Below are 15,766 nucleotides of genomic sequence, written 5' to 3' on the forward strand. Positions count from 1 at the left end.
GAATCGACCAGACCAGCCCATTTTGATGTGTCAGCTATGTCTCCGAACACCTGTCAGTGATCTGCCCGGTCTAAACATTGAACCGGGCGATGACAGCCGGTTTGTGGCTCTGCCTTGAACCCGCACTGCCGGTCGACCGACCAAAAGCATCGGACCGGCAGCCTCAAGAGAACGGACACAGACCGTGTCGATCATCCTGCAATCCACCGTCGGCGGTTTCTCCGCCCAGTTCACGCGCAAGCTGCCGCTGGTCGAGCAGGCGATGCGCGACCACGGGCTCGAGCCGTCGGAGTTCGTGATTTCGAAGGACTATGCCTCGACCGCAACGATCCCGCTGATGGGTCCGTTCTTCTTCAATTACAGCGTCTACTTCGGCGACGAGACATTCACCGTCACCGAACCGAACGACATGGTGTTCCTGGACTACTTCTTCAAACGCGTGCTGGCGGTGGATGACCCACCGGAACTGCCGCGGCGGCCGGGCTTGATCCGGCGGCTGTTCGACTGGATGTCGCAACCGGTGTAGCTCGTCACTCCCCCCAAGTTCTTGCCCCCCAAACCCGCGCCAGCGTCGCGAGCCAGCAGCCTTCGCAATAGCGGGCGTCCTTGTAGTCGATCCAGTTGTGTGCATAGACGTGGTCGAGCGGGATGCCGTAGCGCGCGCGCAGGATCTGGACGAGGATCTTCCACGCCGCGACCTGCGCCGCGGTCGGGCCCGTCGTGACGTCGGGATAGTTGCCGGCGAACTCGACGCCGATCGAATTGTCGCGCAGCACCTGGCGAAAGGTAGGCTTGTTGTCGATGTACTTGTTGTCGTTGCGGTTGGCACCGTCGCCATGGGTCGGCACCAGGTTTTCCGCGACCGCCCAATAGACGGTGCCGTCGGTCTCCACCCACAATGTGACGCCGCGACGCGTGGGATTCTTCGCCTGCTCTTGCGCGCCGCCGCGCGCCGAGCCGGCCGGTCCCTCGGTCTGGTGCACGATGATGTTGCGCCAGGGTCTTGCGTTGCCGACATGGCCCCATGGCGCCAGCCACACCATCTTCAGGCCGGGAATGTCGGGTGTGCCGGAGGCGCGCGCGAGCTTTGCGAGCTCGGCGTCGGTCGCAGCGGCAGGTGCGATCAGAATGAGAGCGGCGAGAACGGCAGCGAGCAGGCGAGAGATCATCATGCGGGTCCAATGCGGACCAGAGATTAGCACGCCCTTACGCGAATTTGCGCAAGGCCTCGCCCGGACCGATCGGGTCAGGCATGAGCGGCGGCGCCGGATCGTGGACGGCAAAGTCGTTCTTGCCGTTCTTCTTGGCCGCATAGAGGGCGTGGTCGGCATGCGCGATCAAGCGGTCCGGAAACTGGCCGACGCCGCGGTCCCACTGCGCCACCCCGATCGAGATCGCGATCGGAATGTCGACGCCGGTGCAAGTGACGGCATCCTGGCGGCAGACCTCGAGCACGCGGCGGGCGATCGCAGCCGCCTCGCGCAAGGTCGACGACGGCAGCACCACGCAGAATTCGTCGCCGCCGGTGCGGGCGAGCATATCGCCGGGCCTCAAGCGCGTCTGCGCCATCAGGGTGAAGTGCTGCAGGCAGGCATCTCCCGCGGCATGACCATGGGTGTCGTTGACGGCCTTGAAGCCGTCGAGATCGATCACCAGCAGCGAGAACGGCTCGCTGCTGCGCTCCGAGCGGGCGCATTCTTCACCCAGCCGCTGCAACAGATGCCGCCGGTTGGCGACGCCGGTGAGATCGTCGAGCAGCGCGAGGTCGGCAACCTCGTTGCGCAGGCGGTCCATCGCCATCAGCAGGAAGCCGAAATTGAGCGTCATCGACAGAAACAGCAGGCCCAGCACCATGACGGCATGAGACTCCCCTCCGGAGACCGACGAGAAATCGCCGCCGAGCAGATTGCCGATCGCACGGGCCGCGAAGATCGCGATGATGGTGATGATCACGATGCCGGAGAGCCGGGCTCCCGGGCTGGCACGGCCTTCCGATGGCGACAGCAGCAAACGCAGCGACAGCGCCAGCGGCAGCCCCTGGCCGAGCGAGTAGCTGAGCATGCGCAGCTGCATGTGATCGTATGCGACCATGAAGAACACGACGCCGCCGAGGCTGAGAATTCCCGTCGCGGCCATGAGGCGCCAGGACACCGGCCGACCGTAGAAGCGCTGAATGCCCATGGCGGCAAGGCAGCTCGCCGCGATGACGCCGGCGGCTCCGAGCAGAAGCGGGACAGGCGAAACGACGAAAAGGCGGATCAGGGCCGCCATCGTGCCGGTCGCGCCGACGAAGCACGATGCCATCCAGAACCGCGCGGCCGCGAATTTCGGATAGGAGCGCGTCACGTAGGCCCAGATCAGGCCGAGCGCCAGGAAGTTGACGACGAACACGGTCCAGAGTGTCGGCACGTTCAGCATGGCGCGCGCCACACGCGCAGCGTCGCGCCCTCTGTCCCTGCCAGCTGTCCGTTCATGACCCCGTCCCCGTTTTCTTGCGGAGACAATGCGGCCGTCGCGCTTAACGGAGTCTCACTGCGATCCGCGAAAACATGCCTTTGGTTTTGGATTCATGAACGGCTAGCGCATGGTCGGATCGTCGAGCACGCCGGCGATGCGGATTCGCGGGCCAAAATCACCCGAAAATGCATCTGAGCTGTGGATAACGCGATGACACGGATGTGACAGCGCGGGGCAGAAGCGCGCGAATCTGCTGAGCTTGTCATCGAGGATGTTGCGAGGCTGGCCCTCCGCCGAGCATCCCTCGTGTCGCGTTTCACCATTAACCCTGAAGAGGATCCTATGGCTAAGAAAGCGAAGAAGGCGAAGAAGGCGACGAAGAAGAAGGCCAAGAAGGCAGCGAAGAAGAAGTAACGAGGCTTCTTATTCTTTGCCCGGGTGGAGCTCGCTCCGCCCGGGCGTCGGGTGGGAGTTCTGAATTGGAAGACGGCGGGCGCAAGGCCCGCTTTTTATTGGCTTCCGCCTTTAATGGCTGGAGAAGTTACCGCTCCGCGAACGCCAGCTTGGCGCCGAGCGCGGCGAAGCCGGCGGCAAAACTCCGGCGCAGCCAGGCCATGACGCGCGGGCGGGAGATCACGCGCTCGCGCACCGAGGCTGCGCAGAGGCCGTAGACCACGAACACCGCAAACGTCATCGCCATGAAGGCGCCGCTCAATTCCAGCATCCGCGCCAGCACATGGCCCTCGTCCGCGGCGATGAACTGCGGCAGGAAAGCCAGGAAGAAGATCGACAGCTTCGGATTGAGGATGTTGATCAGGAAGCCGGTCACGATCACCCGGCCGACCGAACGCTCGCGGATCTCGCCGTCCACCGCCAGCGCCCCGGTCTCGCGCAGCGCCTGCCAGGACATGTAGAGCAGATAGGCGACGCCGCACCATTTCAGCGCAGCGAAGGCGAGCGCACTGGTGTGGAGCACGGCGGCGAGCCCCAGCATCGCGGCCGTCATGTGCGGCACGATCCCGAGGGTGCAGCCGAAAGCGGCCGCGATGCTCGCGCGCGAGCCGCGGGTCAGCGCGGCGGCCAGCGTGTAGAGCACCCCGGTGCCGGGCGAGGCGACGACGATCAGCGAAGTAAGCAGGAAGGACAAGGTCATGGACAGACCTTATCACCGCGCCCTGGACCACGAAAGCCGGCCCAGCGGGATCGCCGTCAGGACAGCTGCGCGATCTCGGCCTCGCGGAGGACGTCGAGCGGCGCCCAGGGCTTGGCCCAGAACTTTGCGCCGTTCGGCAAGGGCTGCATCAAGGGGCGGCCGGAGGTGACGACGACGTCGAGCTTCGGGTTGCGGTCCTTGGCGACGTGCGCGAGCTCGACGCCGTTCATGCGGCCCGCAAGCTGGACGTCGGTCATCATCAGGCAGAGCGCGCCGGCGCTCTTCTCCAGCACAAGCTCGGCCGCCTCGGCGCTCTCGCACTGAATGACGTCGTAGCCGCTTTCTTCGAGAAGAAGACTGAGCATCTCCCTCTGCATGAGGTCGTCTTCCACGATCAGTGCGGTGGCTCGAAACGGTTGTGCTTGTCCCATCGGCGGCTCCCAATGCTGCCTGTCTTCATCAAGTAACGTAGGTTAAGGTGGGAACAGCGATGCGGTTCGGTTCCAATATGAAAAAATGTAAATCATAGTTCCGCTCGAGAGGCTTGACGGGGACATCATGACAGCGATCTGCGGCGCCGCCGCCATTACCGGAGCGGCAAGCGGTATCGGCCGCGCGCTGGCGATCGAGCTTGCGCGGCGCGGCTGCGATCTCGCGCTTGCCGATCGCGACGAGGCCGGGCTGAAGACGCTCGCTGCCGAGATCGGAGCCGCATGCAAGATCAGCCTGCATCGGATCGACGTCAGCGAGCCCGACGACATCGCGCAGTTCGCGCGTGAGGCGACCGTCGCGCATCCCGCGCTCGGCATCGTCGTCAACAATGCCGGCGTGGCGCTGATGGGCTCGTTCGACGAGATCGACCAGGCGCAGATGGACTGGCTGTTCAACATCAATTTCTGGGGCGTGGTGCACGGCACGCGCGCCTTCCTACCGCATCTGAAGACGCTGGGCGAGGCGCACATCGTCAACCTGTCCTCGATCTTCGGCATCATCGCCCCGCCGGGACAGTCGGCCTATGCCGCGGCGAAATTCGCGGTGCGCGGCTTTTCCGAGAGCGTGCGGCACGAGCTTGCAGTCGCGGGCAGCCCTGTGAGGTTGTCGGTCGTGCATCCCGGCGGCGTCGCCACCGCCATCGCCCGCAATTCGCGCACCGGGATCGGCGTCACCGACAATGCGCGCCGGTCGCAATCGATCGAGCGGTTCGAGAACGCGGCCAAGACCACGCCGCGCGACGCCGCGCTACGCATCATCAAGGGCATCGAGAGAAACGAGCCGCGCATCCTGATCGGCAACGACGCCCGCTTCATGGATCTCCTGCAGCGATTCCGCCCGGCAACGTACTGGGCGCCGTTGCAGCGCAAGCTGGAGAGGATGGCGAAGGGGCTGGCGAAGTAGGTCAGGGGCGCGGCACTGTCTCCGCTCGTCATTGCGAGGAGCGCAGCGACGAAGCAATCCAGACTGTCTCCACCTGGATTGCTTCGCTGCGCCCGCAATGACGATTGTGGTTAGCTCCCCTCACTGCCCCGCCAGCCGATCGGCAAAATACCCGATCGTCTTGCGATAGATCACCGCCCTGTTCCATTCGCGCATCGCCTCGAAATTGGCAGTGCCTTCGCCGTAGGGCTGGCCCATCTTGAAGCCGCTGGTGTGGAGCAGGTTCGCGGTGGAGGCGAGCACGTCGGGAACGCTGTGGCGGAGATCGACGTGGCCGTCGCCGTCGAAATCGACGCCGTACTTGATGTAGGAGGACGGTAGGAACTGGGTCTGGCCGATCTCGCCGGCATAGGCGCCGATGAGGTCGCGCAGCGGCAGGTCACCGCGCTGCACGATCTTCAGTGCCGCGAGCAGCTCGCCCTGGAATAGCTCGGTGCGGCGGCAATCATGCGCCAGCGTCGCCAGCGTGCGGACCACCGGCAGCTTGCCGATGTCGCCCTTGCCGAAATCGCTCTCCAGGCCCCAGATCGCGATCAGGATATAGCGGGGCACGCCGAACTGCTGCTCGATGCGCGAGAGCAGCGCGGCATGGCGCTGCAGCAGCGCCTTGCCGCCATTGATGCGGCCGGGGCCGACCCGGGTCGAGACATACTGCTCAAAACTCTTGTTGAAGGTGTAACGCTGGCGCCGGTCGAAGGCGAGCACCGCGCCATCCTGCTGCACACCGCTGAGCGCCGCGCTGGTCACGCCCGCCGAGACGCCGGCAGCTTGCGCTTCCGAGGTCATGCTGGCGACAAAGCTGTTGAAGTCGCCGCCACAGCGCGCGGCTTGCGCCGATCCGCCGGCCAGACAGGCGATGAAGGCGATGGCCAAGGCGTATTTCGACATTCGGATGAATCCTACAGGGAATGGGCGGGGGAGCAGCGCGCGATCATGCCCGGGAACCGGATTCGCGTCAAAGCGGCAAATCCTCGCCAGAACCGATCGCTGCCTGCCTGCGACAAATCAAATGCGATCGCCCCCTCCCCAACCGATCGAGATGACCATGCCTATGCGGATCTCCATGCTCATGTCCATGTCGCGCCGGATGCTCGCCGTCCTCGCCTTGCTCTCCCTCACCGTGACTGCCGCTTCCGCGCAGACGCGCGATGCCGCCGGCAGCCGCGACTATCCCGGCATCGGCCGGTTCGCCGGCAGCGTCATCACCGGCTATGTGATGAAGGATTTTGACGCGGCGCGGATGCAGGCGGCTCCCTTCAAGGACGGCCAGCCCGTCGATGCGCGGCGGCTCGAGGGCCGCGTCTTTCGCATCGCCTATCGCACTAATCCCGGCCCCTCGATCCTGGAAGTGTCGCGCAATTTCGAGACGCAGCTTGCCAAAGCCGGCTTCGAGACCCTGCTCGCCTGCGATACCGATGCCTGCGGCGCCATTCCCTTTACTGAAGCTATCGACACGCTGCCGGTCCCGCAGATGTGGGTCGATGGTTTCAACTATCGTTACTACGCCGGCCGCAAGACCGAGGGCGGGCGCGAGAGCTTTGCCAGCGTCCTGGCCAGCCAGAACAACCAGGACATCACAGCGCAGGTCACCGTCGCCGAGCTCGGCGCCATCGCCAACAAGATGGTGGACGCCGCCGCGATGGCGAAGGGGCTTGGCGAGACCGGTCACATCGCGCTCTACGGCATCTATTTCGACACCGACAAGGCCGTGCTCAAGCCCGAGAGCCGCCCGACGCTGGAGCAGATCGCAAAGCTGCTGACGAGCCAGCCGCAGCTCAACGTCTTCATCGTCGGCCACACCGACAGCCAGGGCGCCTATGAGTACAATCTCGACCTGTCGAAGCGCCGCGCCGAAGCCGTCGCAGCCGAGCTGGTGAAGAGTTTTCGCATCGCGCCGACGCGATTGCGCACTGCCGGTGTTGGATTGCTGGCGCCGGTGGGTCCCAATGCGACGGAGCCCGCCCGTGCGTTGAATCGTCGGGTGGAGCTGGTGGCGCCGTGAGATTGGTGCATGCTGCGCGCGCAGCATGATGGAACAATGCGAAGGCGAAAACGAATTAACATATGTTAGTCAGCGCAATTTCTGCACGCACGCGGGAATACGTGCAGGCAAACGCACTTTTCAACAAGGCGCGCGCCGGTCGCTGCATTGCGAGAGCAGGAAATATGAGCAAAGTGATTTGGCCATCCAAGCAATTGCTTTGACGCTGATCGAAACGCGAAGTCGCGACTACTGCATATCTGATGCGTTCGCTGAGACATCGCAGCGCCAACGATTTGCCTTGCCACGGCATGGCGCCGGTTATAACCTTCTATTCTAGGTTGTCGCCCCGCCAGCCCCGGGCGACGCTGAAGACCAAAATAAACGGCGGGCTTCGCGGCCCGCCGTTTGTTGAGGCAAGGGTGAGACAAGGGTCTCCTCAAGGAGCGCATCGGGTTTTACGAAGCGTTGGACGCTTCCACACGACATCCAGGCGCCTCGCAAACGGGTTCGTCGATCGATCGCGCAGCCGGTTCTGCCGCTGCAGGCCCGCAGCCAGCCCCCGGAAACCTGCCAAAGTCATTTGACTATGGCCCCCTGATCGACGAAAAGCCGGCCATGGCCAAAAAACCCGGAACTAATCCCAAGGGCGAATTCGCCTTTTTCAACGTCTTCTATGAAGACGGCTCCCAACGCTCCAACCGGCGCGTGCCCGCCGAATTGCTCGGCGGCCTCGACGGCGACGAGCCGGCCCGCGCCTACATCATGGAGCAGGACCGCGAGATCGCCGAAAAGTCCGGCCGCCCGGCGCTGGAGATCAAGAACCTTGAGCGGGTCGGGGCGAAGAAGAAGTAGGCTTCGCTCGCGCGACAGGCGGAGCGTCAGCAGAAACAAGAACGGCGGGCCTCGGCCCGCCGTTTTCGTCTAAATGTGGGCTGGATTGAGTCCGGGCCACCTAAAGCAGTTATCGAGGAGCTCCGCAGCTTCCGCCTCTTTGACGAATGCTTCAGTTTACGTGCGCCTTGGGCTAACTGGCAGCCCTCAGTCAGACTTCTCTTTCGTCATAAATGCCGCGCCGCGCGCAAGTCGAGCGCGCAAGTTGTCGACAACAAACGAGGACAGCTTCTCAGTATCCTTCCACTTGGATGTACGCCCAGCCGGATCAAAACCGTTAACGCGTATAATCGACTGAAGAGTCTCCTTCGAGAGGGCCCCTAGCCACAAGATAAACTCCGTTTCACCAATCTCTCCCCACTTAGAGTAGATGTCTGGAGCGATTTCTTGTGGCGCATTTGAAGCCTTCAGAGACCGGCCTCCCTTCGCGGGTAGCGAACTTAGCACCATCTCCAACTTATTCGCGAAATTCGGATTGTGGTCTGCCTCTTGTGCTAAGAGTTCGACCAACCCGCGCAAGAGCGCGACTAGTTCTTTCTCTTTTCGCATAGCTGTACAATTTCCTCAGTAAGTCCGCGCAGAGCCGGATAGGCTGTTCCGTACTTTCCTTTAAATGTGCGGATGTCCGCATCGACGTCGGCACCGCGCGCAACGTCTACAGTTTGTGGGATGGCATTAGAGAAAAGCGGAGGTTGCTGAAATCCTCCGACAGCTCCAAAGTGCCCAAGTCGACCGGATCGCAGATCAGAAATTACTCTACGATGTAGATTGTTTGCTTGCACCTTTGTCGCAACGATCCCAACCGCCGGAATCACTTTCCCTATGTCGTTTGAGAAGCGAGCCACATTATCGACGATCTGATAGATACCCCAGGTCGACACGATGTCAGGAATCGTTGGGATAACGTATCCAGTCGAGATACGGAGACCATTTTTTGTGATCGCACCAAGACTAGGTGGACAATCGATAATTATGTAATCGTAACGTTCGATTATCGGTGCGAGAGCTTCACGAAGTATCTCGATCGGATTTGTAGTGAAGTTTCCGGTAAGAGCTATCATTGGGATTTTGTCCTGCATCTCAATCAGTCTGATGCTCGAAGACAATAGGTCGAGCCGCGCGATCCCATCGTTGATCGTTGAAACGCGCCGAACGATGGCTGTCTCAATGTCGAATTTCGGCTCACTCTGAGGATTTAGCCGATCCGCGAATAGCTGAGCGACGGTGTTGCCCGCTTGATCCAACTCGGCCCACTTATCCTCCGTAATTACGGTGACCGTTGCATTGGTCTGTGGATCAAGATCAATCAGCAAAACGTGCTTTCGATCTTCTTGTGCGAGAATTTCGGCCACAGCCACAGCAGTAGTCGTTTTTCCAACTCCTCCCTTGAGATTAATGAAGCTTAAAACGTGGGTTTCTTCTCCACGAAAGCTTTTTACCCATGCACTTGCAACCTCACGCTTCCACACCGGACCACTCTGAAGCGTCTGAAATGGCTTCGGAAAATGGTCGTAACGTAGCCGCCAATTGGAGACCGCCTGTTTCGATGTTTTAGCCATTTCGGCAATTTCGGCAATTCCGACAAGATCGAGCTGTGCCATAGGTATTACCTCAAATAGACCAATCTGTGAACTTTATACACAAAACTTGACAGATGTGCAATATCTCGATAGTGATCAGATGTTGTTGCTGAGAGGGGGCACGTGGATGAAATCATGAAATCGAACACAGGAGATTAGGTTGAGAGTGATAGTTCGTTTTTCGCTAAACAACGATTCTGGCAGTGGATTGAGGAACGCGCTGGCGGCAGTTCTTGAAGGCGCAGGTCTGATAAGAACGACCAAGACGGCCACCTACGAAGGCGACCTAGATGAAGCCGCGATCCGGGATACCCTACGTAAATTCTGGAATATAGCGGACGGGTATGTGCCGGCGTATGTCGATCACTTTTGGATGTACGCTGACCAAACGGACCAGGACGCACAGAGTAAGGCCGCTTAGTTCGAGCGCGAGAAAAAGGGAAACGGCGGGCTTTCGCCCGCCGTTTCCCTTTTTTCAGAATCTACAATCCCGATCAATTATCCAAAAAGCTCCGCAGCTTCCTCGACCTTGACGGATGCTTCAGCTTCCGCAGGGCCTTCGCCTCGATCTGACGAATACGCTCTCTCGTCACCGAAAACTGCTGGCCGACTTCTTCCAGCGTGTGGTCGGTGTTCATGCCGATGCCGAAGCGCATGCGCAGGACGCGCTCTTCGCGCGGGGTGAGCGAGGCGAGCACGCGCGTGGTGGTTTCGCGCAGGTTGGACTGGATCGCGGCGTCGATCGGCAGGATCGCGTTCTTGTCCTCGATGAAATCGCCGAGGTGCGAATCCTCTTCGTCACCGACGGGCGTTTCCAGCGACAACGGCTCCTTGGCGATCTTGAGGACTTTTCGCACTTTCTCCAGCGGCATGCCGAGCTTTTCGGCCAATTCCTCAGGAGTGGGCTCGCGGCCGATCTCGTTGAGCATCTGGCGCGAGGTGCGCACGATCTTGTTGATCGTCTCGATCATGTGCACGGGGATGCGGATGGTGCGCGCCTGGTCGGCGATCGAGCGGGTGATCGCCTGTCGGATCCACCATGTGGCGTAGGTCGAGAACTTGTAGCCGCGGCGGTACTCGAACTTGTCGACGGCCTTCATCAGGCCGATGTTGCCTTCCTGGATCAGGTCGAGGAACTGCAGGCCGCGGTTGGTGTATTTCTTGGCGATCGAGATCACGAGACGGAGGTTGGCTTCCACCATCTCCTTCTTGGCCTGGCGGGCTTCGCGCTCGCCCTTCTGCACGGAGTGCACGATCTTGCGGAACTCGATGATCTCCAAGCCAGTCAGCGCCGCTAACTGATGCACCTCGTGACGGAGGTCCTTGATGCGGTCCTTCTCGTAATGGACGAAGTTCTTCCAGCCCTTGGCCGACAGCTTCGAGACACGGTTGAGCCAGCGCGGATCGAGCTCCGAGCCGGTGTAGTTGCGCAGGAAGTCCTCGCGCGCGACCCCGTGGCTGTCGGCAAGGCGCATCAGGCGGCCCTCATGCGAGACGAGGCGCTTGTTGATGTCGTAGAGCTGCTCGACCAGCGAGTCGATACGCGCCTGGTTCAGGCGCAGCGACTTCACCTCGACGATGATCTCGTCCTTGAGCTTGCGGTATTTGCGCTCCTGGTGCGGCGAGAGCGAGGGGCCGTGCGAGGTGCTCTCGAGCTGGTTCTGGATGTCCTGCTCTTGCAGCTTGCGCAGCTTCTTGTAGCTGTCGGCGATCTTGTCGAAGATCTCGACGACCTTCGGCTTGAGCTCGGCCTCGATCGCCGCAAGCGACATCTGGTTCTCGAACTCGTCGTCCTCGTCCATGTCGGCTTCGGCGGCGGACTCCGCCGGATCCTTCGCGGCGTCGCCGGCATTGCCGGGCGCAGGCGCGGCGCGGAACGGGGTCGGCGCCGGCGGTGCGGCCGGCGGGGCGACATGCGCGGGCGCGGCACCGGTGGCCTGGCCGCCTTCGGCCGTCGCTTCACCGGTCTCGCCGTTGGGACCCGCGATCATCGCATTGTTCATGCCGGCCTTGGCGTCGGGGCCGGCATAGGTGGCTTCGAGATCGATGATGTCGCGAAGGAAGATCTTTCCTTCGTTGAGCTCGTCGCGCCAGATGATGATGGCCTGGAAGGTCAGCGGGCTTTCGCACAGACCTGCGATCATCGCCTCGCGGCCGGCCTCGATGCGCTTCGCAATCGCGATTTCGCCTTCGCGCGACAGCAGCTCGACGGTGCCCATCTCGCGCAGATACATGCGCACGGGATCGTCGGTGCGCTCGCCCGGCTCGCTCTTCTTGACCTCGGTGACGGCCTTCTGGGTGACTTCGACCAGCTCGTTGTCGGTCTCGTCCTCGCCGCTCTCGTCCTTGTCCTCCTCGCCTTCGCTATCGTCGGCTTCGGTGACGTTGATGCCCATGTCCGAGAGCATGGACATGATGTCCTCGATCTGCTCGGGAGAGGTCTGGTCGGACGGCAAAACTTCGTTGAGCTGATCGAAGGTCACGAAGCCGCGCTTCTTGGCCTGCTTGATCATCTTCTTCACGGCCGCGTCGGACAGATCGAGCAACGGCGAGGGCGCGTCCTGGGAGTCCTTCTCCGGCGCGTCCGCTGCCTTGTCGTCTTTTTCCTTGTCCTTCGCCTGCAGCGTCTTTGCCTTGGTGGCCATCCATTGCTCCTAAACGCGTTTCACACAGACGTTCGCCGCGCCCGCGTGAAATCACTTGAACCTGTTGCTCGATGCTCTCGCTTCGTCAGATCTCGACACGGAAAGGGCGGCGCGGACCTCTTGTCGCCACCCCCGACCTTTCACTCGCCGGATTTGCCTAACGCTTCGTAGAGCCTCTTTGTCGCAGCGGATGCAGGTGTAGTGCCAACAGCAATTGCGCGGATTCATTCCTGACGCGTCTGTTCTGCCTGCGGCCGCCTGGTGGCCAAAGTGCTACAAGACCGTTAAGCCTCGATTAACCCTGTTTTTGCCGCCAAACCTCGGATTTGGCGAGTCTTTTAGCGGTTCCGGTCCCGGCCGTCCGCATGATTCTTTCATCACACGCTCTTCTGGAACCGGCCCGACAGCTCGCCAAAACCCTCGATCAGGGCCTCGGTGCCGTCGACTTCGCCTATCCGAGCCTTGACGTCGCGTAGCCACGCCATGTTGGCCTCGCTGGGATCCTCCCCCAAGGCCAGCTCGGCGTCTTTCAGCTCTCTAAGTAGTGAATGGTACTGCCGATGCAAGGCGACCAGCTGATGCCAGGTGGAGAGAACGTCGTCCCGTGCGGCGCCCTCGCGGGCGCCCCACACCGCCGCGGTCGTAATGCCGCCCTCAACCCTTTGAAGAGCCTGTGAAAATCCACCCTTCTCGAGGTCGCTGCGCATCTTCTCGGCGAGCTCGCCAGGGTCCGGCGAATGGTGATGGTCGTTGGCAAAGGCAGCGATGATGCCGGCCCGGAGCTTGTGGACCTCGGGATGAGCGAGCTCCAGGGCCGCGACCTCCTCGAGGTGATCGTGCAGCAGCCAGGGATGGTTGATCAGGATTTGCAGGATCAGGGCCTCCCGGCGGGAGATGGCGCTGCGCTGGCCGCGCATGATCGGGCTTGCCGCGAGCTGCGCGCTCGCCGCCTGGTAGGGCCCGGAGGGCAGCTGGATCGGACCGGGCGGGCCGCGGCGGCCACCAAATCCCTGACCGCCGAATCGATTCGCGCCTCCCCCACCACGGGGCTGGAACTGACGTCCGGCCGAGCCGGGGCGGAAATTGCCACGGCCGCCGCCAAAGCCGCCGCGCCCGCCTTCGGGGGCAAAGGCGCGCTGCAGCCGTTCGGCAAGATCCTGCCGATAATAGCGCCGCACCACCTCGTCGCGGATGCCGTTGGAAAGCTCCTTGATGCGCGCCTCCAGCGCGGCGCGGCGCTCGGGCGTGGCGAAATTGCCGCCTTCGAGCTCGCGCGACCAGATCATCTCGGCGAGCGGACGCGCCGCCGCGATCACCTCCTCGATCGCGCCGCGACCGCCGGAGCGCACGAGATCGTCGGGGTCCTGCCCCTCCGGCAGCAGCGCAAAACGAAGACTCTTGCCGGGTGCGAGGAACGGCAAGGCGAGGTCCGCGGCACGATAAGCCGCCTTCTGGCCGGCGCGGTCGCCGTCGAAGCAGAGGATCGGCTCGTCCGCCATTTTCCAGAGCAGCGCGAGCTGGTTTTCGGTAAGCGCGGTGCCGAGCGGCGCCACGCTGCCGGCGAAGCCCGCGGTGACCATGGCGATGACGTCGACATAGCCTTCGACCACGACCAGGGCGCTGCCGTCATGAGTGGCCTTGCGCGCGGTCTGGTGGTTGTAGAGATTGTCGCCCTTGTGGAAGAGCGGCGTCTCCGGCGAGTTCAGGTACTTGGCCGGAACGTCCTTCTCCAGCGCGCGCCCGCCGAAGGCGATGACGCGGCCGCGCAAATCGGTAATCGGAAACATCACGCGGTCGCGGAAGCGATCATAGGGCACCGGGATGTCGTTGCCGGCCACCAGCATGCCGGTCTCGACCATGTCATCGACGGAGACGCCGAGCTTGCCGAGATGCTCTTTCAGCGCAAAGCGATCGGGCGGCGCATAGCCCAGCCGAAACTGCAATTGCGTCGCCGGCGAGATCTCGCGATCGGCGAGATAGCCGCGCGCCTTAGCGCCGACGCGCGAGGCCAGCGTCTCGGCGAAGAACTTCGCGGCGAGATCCATCACGTCATGCAGCGAGCGGCGGCGCTGCTCCTGACGCGCCGCATCCGGCGTCACCGCCGGTAGCGGCAGGCCCGCCATATTGGCGAGCCGCTCCACGGCCTCCGCGAACGGCAGGCCGTCGGTCTCCATCATGAAGCTGATGATGTCGCCGTGCTTGCCCGAGGAGAAGTCGTGGTAAAAGCCCTTCTGGTCGTTGACGTAGAAGGACGGCGTCTTTTCCTGCTGGAACGGCGACAGCCCCTTCCATTCCCGCCCCGCCTTCTTCAGCTTGACGCGCTTGCCCACGACTTCGGAGACCGAAAGCCGGGCACGCAGCTCGTCGAGGAATTGGGGCGTGAAGCGCATGGGCTCTGTGTAACGCGAAACCGTGTGAGTCGGGCGAAGGGATCAGGGATATAGGGACGCCCCGTCCAGAAGTCAGGTTTGTCAGGCTTATACGCGCTGTTCACAGCCCTTCGGTCATCCCGGCGCCCGCGGAGTGTGAGCCCGGACTGCCAGAGGCCTTGAACCCGCCTCGGTTCCACGCTTCCATGCGCCATGTTCAGGACCTTCCGAGGCGGCCAGAGCGGGGGTTGGCGCATCACCTCGATTTCGCCTGTCACGGGCGAGCCCCTCGCCTTCATGCCGGCACTGTCGGTCACCGACAGCGAGGCCATCGCGCTGCCGCTGGTGCCCTCGCGCAATGCCTGGCGCCTGGTCGGTGTCGCGAGCAGCTTGCGCTACACCGAGCGCGCCGAGAAGCAGCAGCTCACGGCCGTGCAGGCCAGCCTCGGCCGGCTGGAAGCAACCAGCGCGGCGCTGATCCCGATCCGCAAGTCGCAGGCCTGGTGGGATCTGACCCAGGAAGAGCGCCGCAGGATATTTGAAGACAAGTCGCATCACATCGCGAGCAGCCTGCGCTTCCTGCCCGCGATCGCGCGCCAGCTCTATCATTGCCGCGACCTCGGCGGGCCCTTCGATTTCCTGACCTGGTTCGAATTCGCGCCCGCCCACGCCTCGCTGTTCGAGGAGCTGGTCGGGCTGCTTAGGCGCACCGAGGAATGGACCTATGTCGAGCGCGAGGTCGATGTGCGCGCGGTGAAGGAAGTGCTGTCGGCCTAGTGACCGAGGAAGCGGCCGGATTCGATGCGCGGCAGATCGGTGACGGGCCAGTTGTAGATGTAAGTCCAGGCCGGCGCCGTCACCCCGTCCGCGCCTGTTACGTCGACCAGCTGGCGCAGATATTCGGTCGGCTCCGGAAAGCCCTCGCCGCAGGCCTCGTACATGTCGAGCTCGCGCAACAGCTCGTCGGGCACGCACAGCTGGAAGAGTTCGCCGTGGACGCGGTCGGACGGCCCATCGGAGAGCAGCAGCCCCGGATAATGCTTCACCAGAACGAGCCGGCCGCGGCAGGTCGCTTCACTGATGAAATCAGCGTGGCCCGCAAGCAGCCGCGCCATCGGATGGTCGAAGCCGCGCATCAGCGTGCCGTAGACGAAAAGACGATCGGAGGTCATGAAGGCTCTATAGCTACGAATTCTGCAGAGCGACAGCGCCACACATTCCACTGTCGCCCTGGCGAAAGCCAGGACGACGAC

Annotated in this window: 14 protein-coding genes; 5 read left to right on the plus strand and 9 right to left on the minus strand. The window is 62.6% G+C overall.

Annotated features, from left to right (window positions below; all coding sequences use genetic code 11):
* Positions 1-184: 184 nt before the first annotated feature.
* A complete protein-coding gene (locus tag AC0L3U_RS04360) occupies positions 185-526 on the plus strand; it encodes a hypothetical protein (RefSeq protein WP_473360831.1) in 342 nt (113 codons plus the stop codon).
* Between the two features lie 4 nt (positions 527-530).
* Here AC0L3U_RS04360 and AC0L3U_RS04365 read toward each other — a convergent pair whose 3' ends face one another.
* The 4 genes from AC0L3U_RS04365 to AC0L3U_RS04380 form a co-directional block, all read right to left on the minus strand.
* Positions 531-1,172 (minus strand): peptidoglycan recognition protein family protein, encoded by a 642-nt coding sequence (locus AC0L3U_RS04365; RefSeq protein WP_473360832.1) that lies wholly within the window; start codon positions 1,170-1,172, stop codon positions 531-533.
* Between the two features lie 34 nt (positions 1,173-1,206).
* On the minus strand, positions 1,207-2,418 hold the full coding sequence (locus AC0L3U_RS04370; RefSeq protein WP_473360833.1) for a GGDEF domain-containing protein: 1,212 nt from the start codon (positions 2,416-2,418) through the stop codon (positions 1,207-1,209).
* Between the two features lie 580 nt (positions 2,419-2,998).
* Entirely contained in the window at positions 2,999-3,610 is a 612-nt protein-coding gene (locus AC0L3U_RS04375) for a LysE family translocator (RefSeq protein ID WP_473360834.1), read from the minus strand.
* A gap of 56 nt (positions 3,611-3,666) precedes the next feature.
* Positions 3,667-4,041 (minus strand): response regulator, encoded by a 375-nt coding sequence (locus tag AC0L3U_RS04380; protein WP_247403712.1) that lies wholly within the window; start codon positions 4,039-4,041, stop codon positions 3,667-3,669.
* Positions 4,042-4,168: 127 nt separating this feature from the next.
* Between AC0L3U_RS04380 and AC0L3U_RS04385 the strand changes: the two genes are divergently transcribed.
* Positions 4,169-5,005, plus strand: a complete 837-nt coding sequence (locus AC0L3U_RS04385) for an SDR family NAD(P)-dependent oxidoreductase (protein WP_473360835.1) — start codon at positions 4,169-4,171, stop codon at positions 5,003-5,005.
* A gap of 120 nt (positions 5,006-5,125) precedes the next feature.
* Here AC0L3U_RS04385 and AC0L3U_RS04390 read toward each other — a convergent pair whose 3' ends face one another.
* Positions 5,126-5,932 carry a lytic murein transglycosylase gene (locus AC0L3U_RS04390; protein ID WP_473360836.1) on the minus strand — a complete coding sequence of 269 codons (807 nt, stop codon included), beginning with the start codon at positions 5,930-5,932 and terminating at the stop codon, positions 5,126-5,128.
* Positions 5,933-6,107: 175 nt separating this feature from the next.
* On the opposite strand from AC0L3U_RS04390, the gene AC0L3U_RS04395 reads away from it, so the two are divergent.
* Positions 6,108-7,046 carry an OmpA family protein gene (locus AC0L3U_RS04395; protein WP_473360837.1) on the plus strand — a complete coding sequence of 313 codons (939 nt, stop codon included), beginning with the start codon at positions 6,108-6,110 and terminating at the stop codon, positions 7,044-7,046.
* A gap of 597 nt (positions 7,047-7,643) precedes the next feature.
* Positions 7,644-7,880: a hypothetical protein gene (locus AC0L3U_RS04400; RefSeq protein ID WP_007614643.1), complete on the plus strand. Its 237-nt coding sequence runs from the start codon at positions 7,644-7,646 to the stop codon at positions 7,878-7,880.
* 566 nt (positions 7,881-8,446) lie between these two features.
* Here the strand turns inward: AC0L3U_RS04400 and AC0L3U_RS04405 are convergent.
* The 3 genes from AC0L3U_RS04405 to dnaG form a co-directional block, all read right to left on the minus strand.
* Positions 8,447-9,520 (minus strand): ParA family protein, encoded by a 1,074-nt coding sequence (locus tag AC0L3U_RS04405; RefSeq protein ID WP_473360838.1) that lies wholly within the window; start codon positions 9,518-9,520, stop codon positions 8,447-8,449.
* A gap of 473 nt (positions 9,521-9,993) precedes the next feature.
* Entirely contained in the window at positions 9,994-12,144 is a 2,151-nt protein-coding gene (rpoD, locus tag AC0L3U_RS04410; protein WP_473360839.1) for an RNA polymerase sigma factor RpoD, read from the minus strand.
* 377 nt (positions 12,145-12,521) lie between these two features.
* Positions 12,522-14,534 carry a DNA primase gene (gene dnaG, locus AC0L3U_RS04415; protein ID WP_473360840.1) on the minus strand — a complete coding sequence of 671 codons (2,013 nt, stop codon included), beginning with the start codon at positions 14,532-14,534 and terminating at the stop codon, positions 12,522-12,524.
* Positions 14,535-14,726: 192 nt separating this feature from the next.
* Between dnaG and AC0L3U_RS04420 the strand changes: the two genes are divergently transcribed.
* Complete coding sequence (locus AC0L3U_RS04420) at positions 14,727-15,290, plus strand: chlorite dismutase family protein (protein WP_473360841.1); 564 nt, start codon at positions 14,727-14,729, stop codon at positions 15,288-15,290.
* On the opposite strand, the gene AC0L3U_RS04425 is transcribed toward AC0L3U_RS04420, so the two are convergent.
* The gene (locus tag AC0L3U_RS04425) at positions 15,287-15,685 is read right to left on the minus strand and encodes a gamma-glutamylcyclotransferase family protein (protein ID WP_473360842.1); all 399 of its coding nucleotides are present in this window, start codon (positions 15,683-15,685) and stop codon (positions 15,287-15,289) included. The two genes, AC0L3U_RS04420 and AC0L3U_RS04425, sit on opposite strands and share 4 nt — an antisense overlap.
* Positions 15,686-15,766 lie beyond the last annotated feature (81 nt).

This window comes from Bradyrhizobium sp. Kon69 (genome assembly GCF_055807515.1).

Bases quoted from the DNA above. Each gene is read 5' to 3' on its own strand.
- AC0L3U_RS04365 (WP_473360832.1), bottom strand. From the start codon at position 1,172: ATGATGATCTCTCGCCTGCTCGCTGCCGTTCTCGCCGCTCTCATTCTG.
- AC0L3U_RS04370 (WP_473360833.1), bottom strand. From the start codon at position 2,418: ATGCTGAACGTGCCGACACTCTGGACCGTGTTCGTCGTCAACTTCCTG.
- AC0L3U_RS04375 (WP_473360834.1), bottom strand. From the start codon at position 3,610: ATGACCTTGTCCTTCCTGCTTACTTCGCTGATCGTCGTCGCCTCGCCC.
- AC0L3U_RS04380 (WP_247403712.1), bottom strand. From the start codon at position 4,041: ATGGGACAAGCACAACCGTTTCGAGCCACCGCACTGATCGTGGAAGAC.
- AC0L3U_RS04385 (WP_473360835.1), top strand. From the start codon at position 4,169: ATGACAGCGATCTGCGGCGCCGCCGCCATTACCGGAGCGGCAAGCGGT.
- AC0L3U_RS04390 (WP_473360836.1), bottom strand. From the start codon at position 5,932: ATGTCGAAATACGCCTTGGCCATCGCCTTCATCGCCTGTCTGGCCGGC.
- AC0L3U_RS04395 (WP_473360837.1), top strand. From the start codon at position 6,108: ATGCTCATGTCCATGTCGCGCCGGATGCTCGCCGTCCTCGCCTTGCTC.
- AC0L3U_RS04400 (WP_007614643.1), top strand. From the start codon at position 7,644: ATGGCCAAAAAACCCGGAACTAATCCCAAGGGCGAATTCGCCTTTTTC.
- AC0L3U_RS04405 (WP_473360838.1), bottom strand. From the start codon at position 9,520: ATGGCACAGCTCGATCTTGTCGGAATTGCCGAAATTGCCGAAATGGCT.
- rpoD (WP_473360839.1), bottom strand. From the start codon at position 12,144: ATGGCCACCAAGGCAAAGACGCTGCAGGCGAAGGACAAGGAAAAAGAC.
- dnaG (WP_473360840.1), bottom strand. From the start codon at position 14,534: ATGCGCTTCACGCCCCAATTCCTCGACGAGCTGCGTGCCCGGCTTTCG.
- AC0L3U_RS04420 (WP_473360841.1), top strand. From the start codon at position 14,727: ATGTTCAGGACCTTCCGAGGCGGCCAGAGCGGGGGTTGGCGCATCACC.
- AC0L3U_RS04425 (WP_473360842.1), bottom strand. From the start codon at position 15,685: ATGACCTCCGATCGTCTTTTCGTCTACGGCACGCTGATGCGCGGCTTC.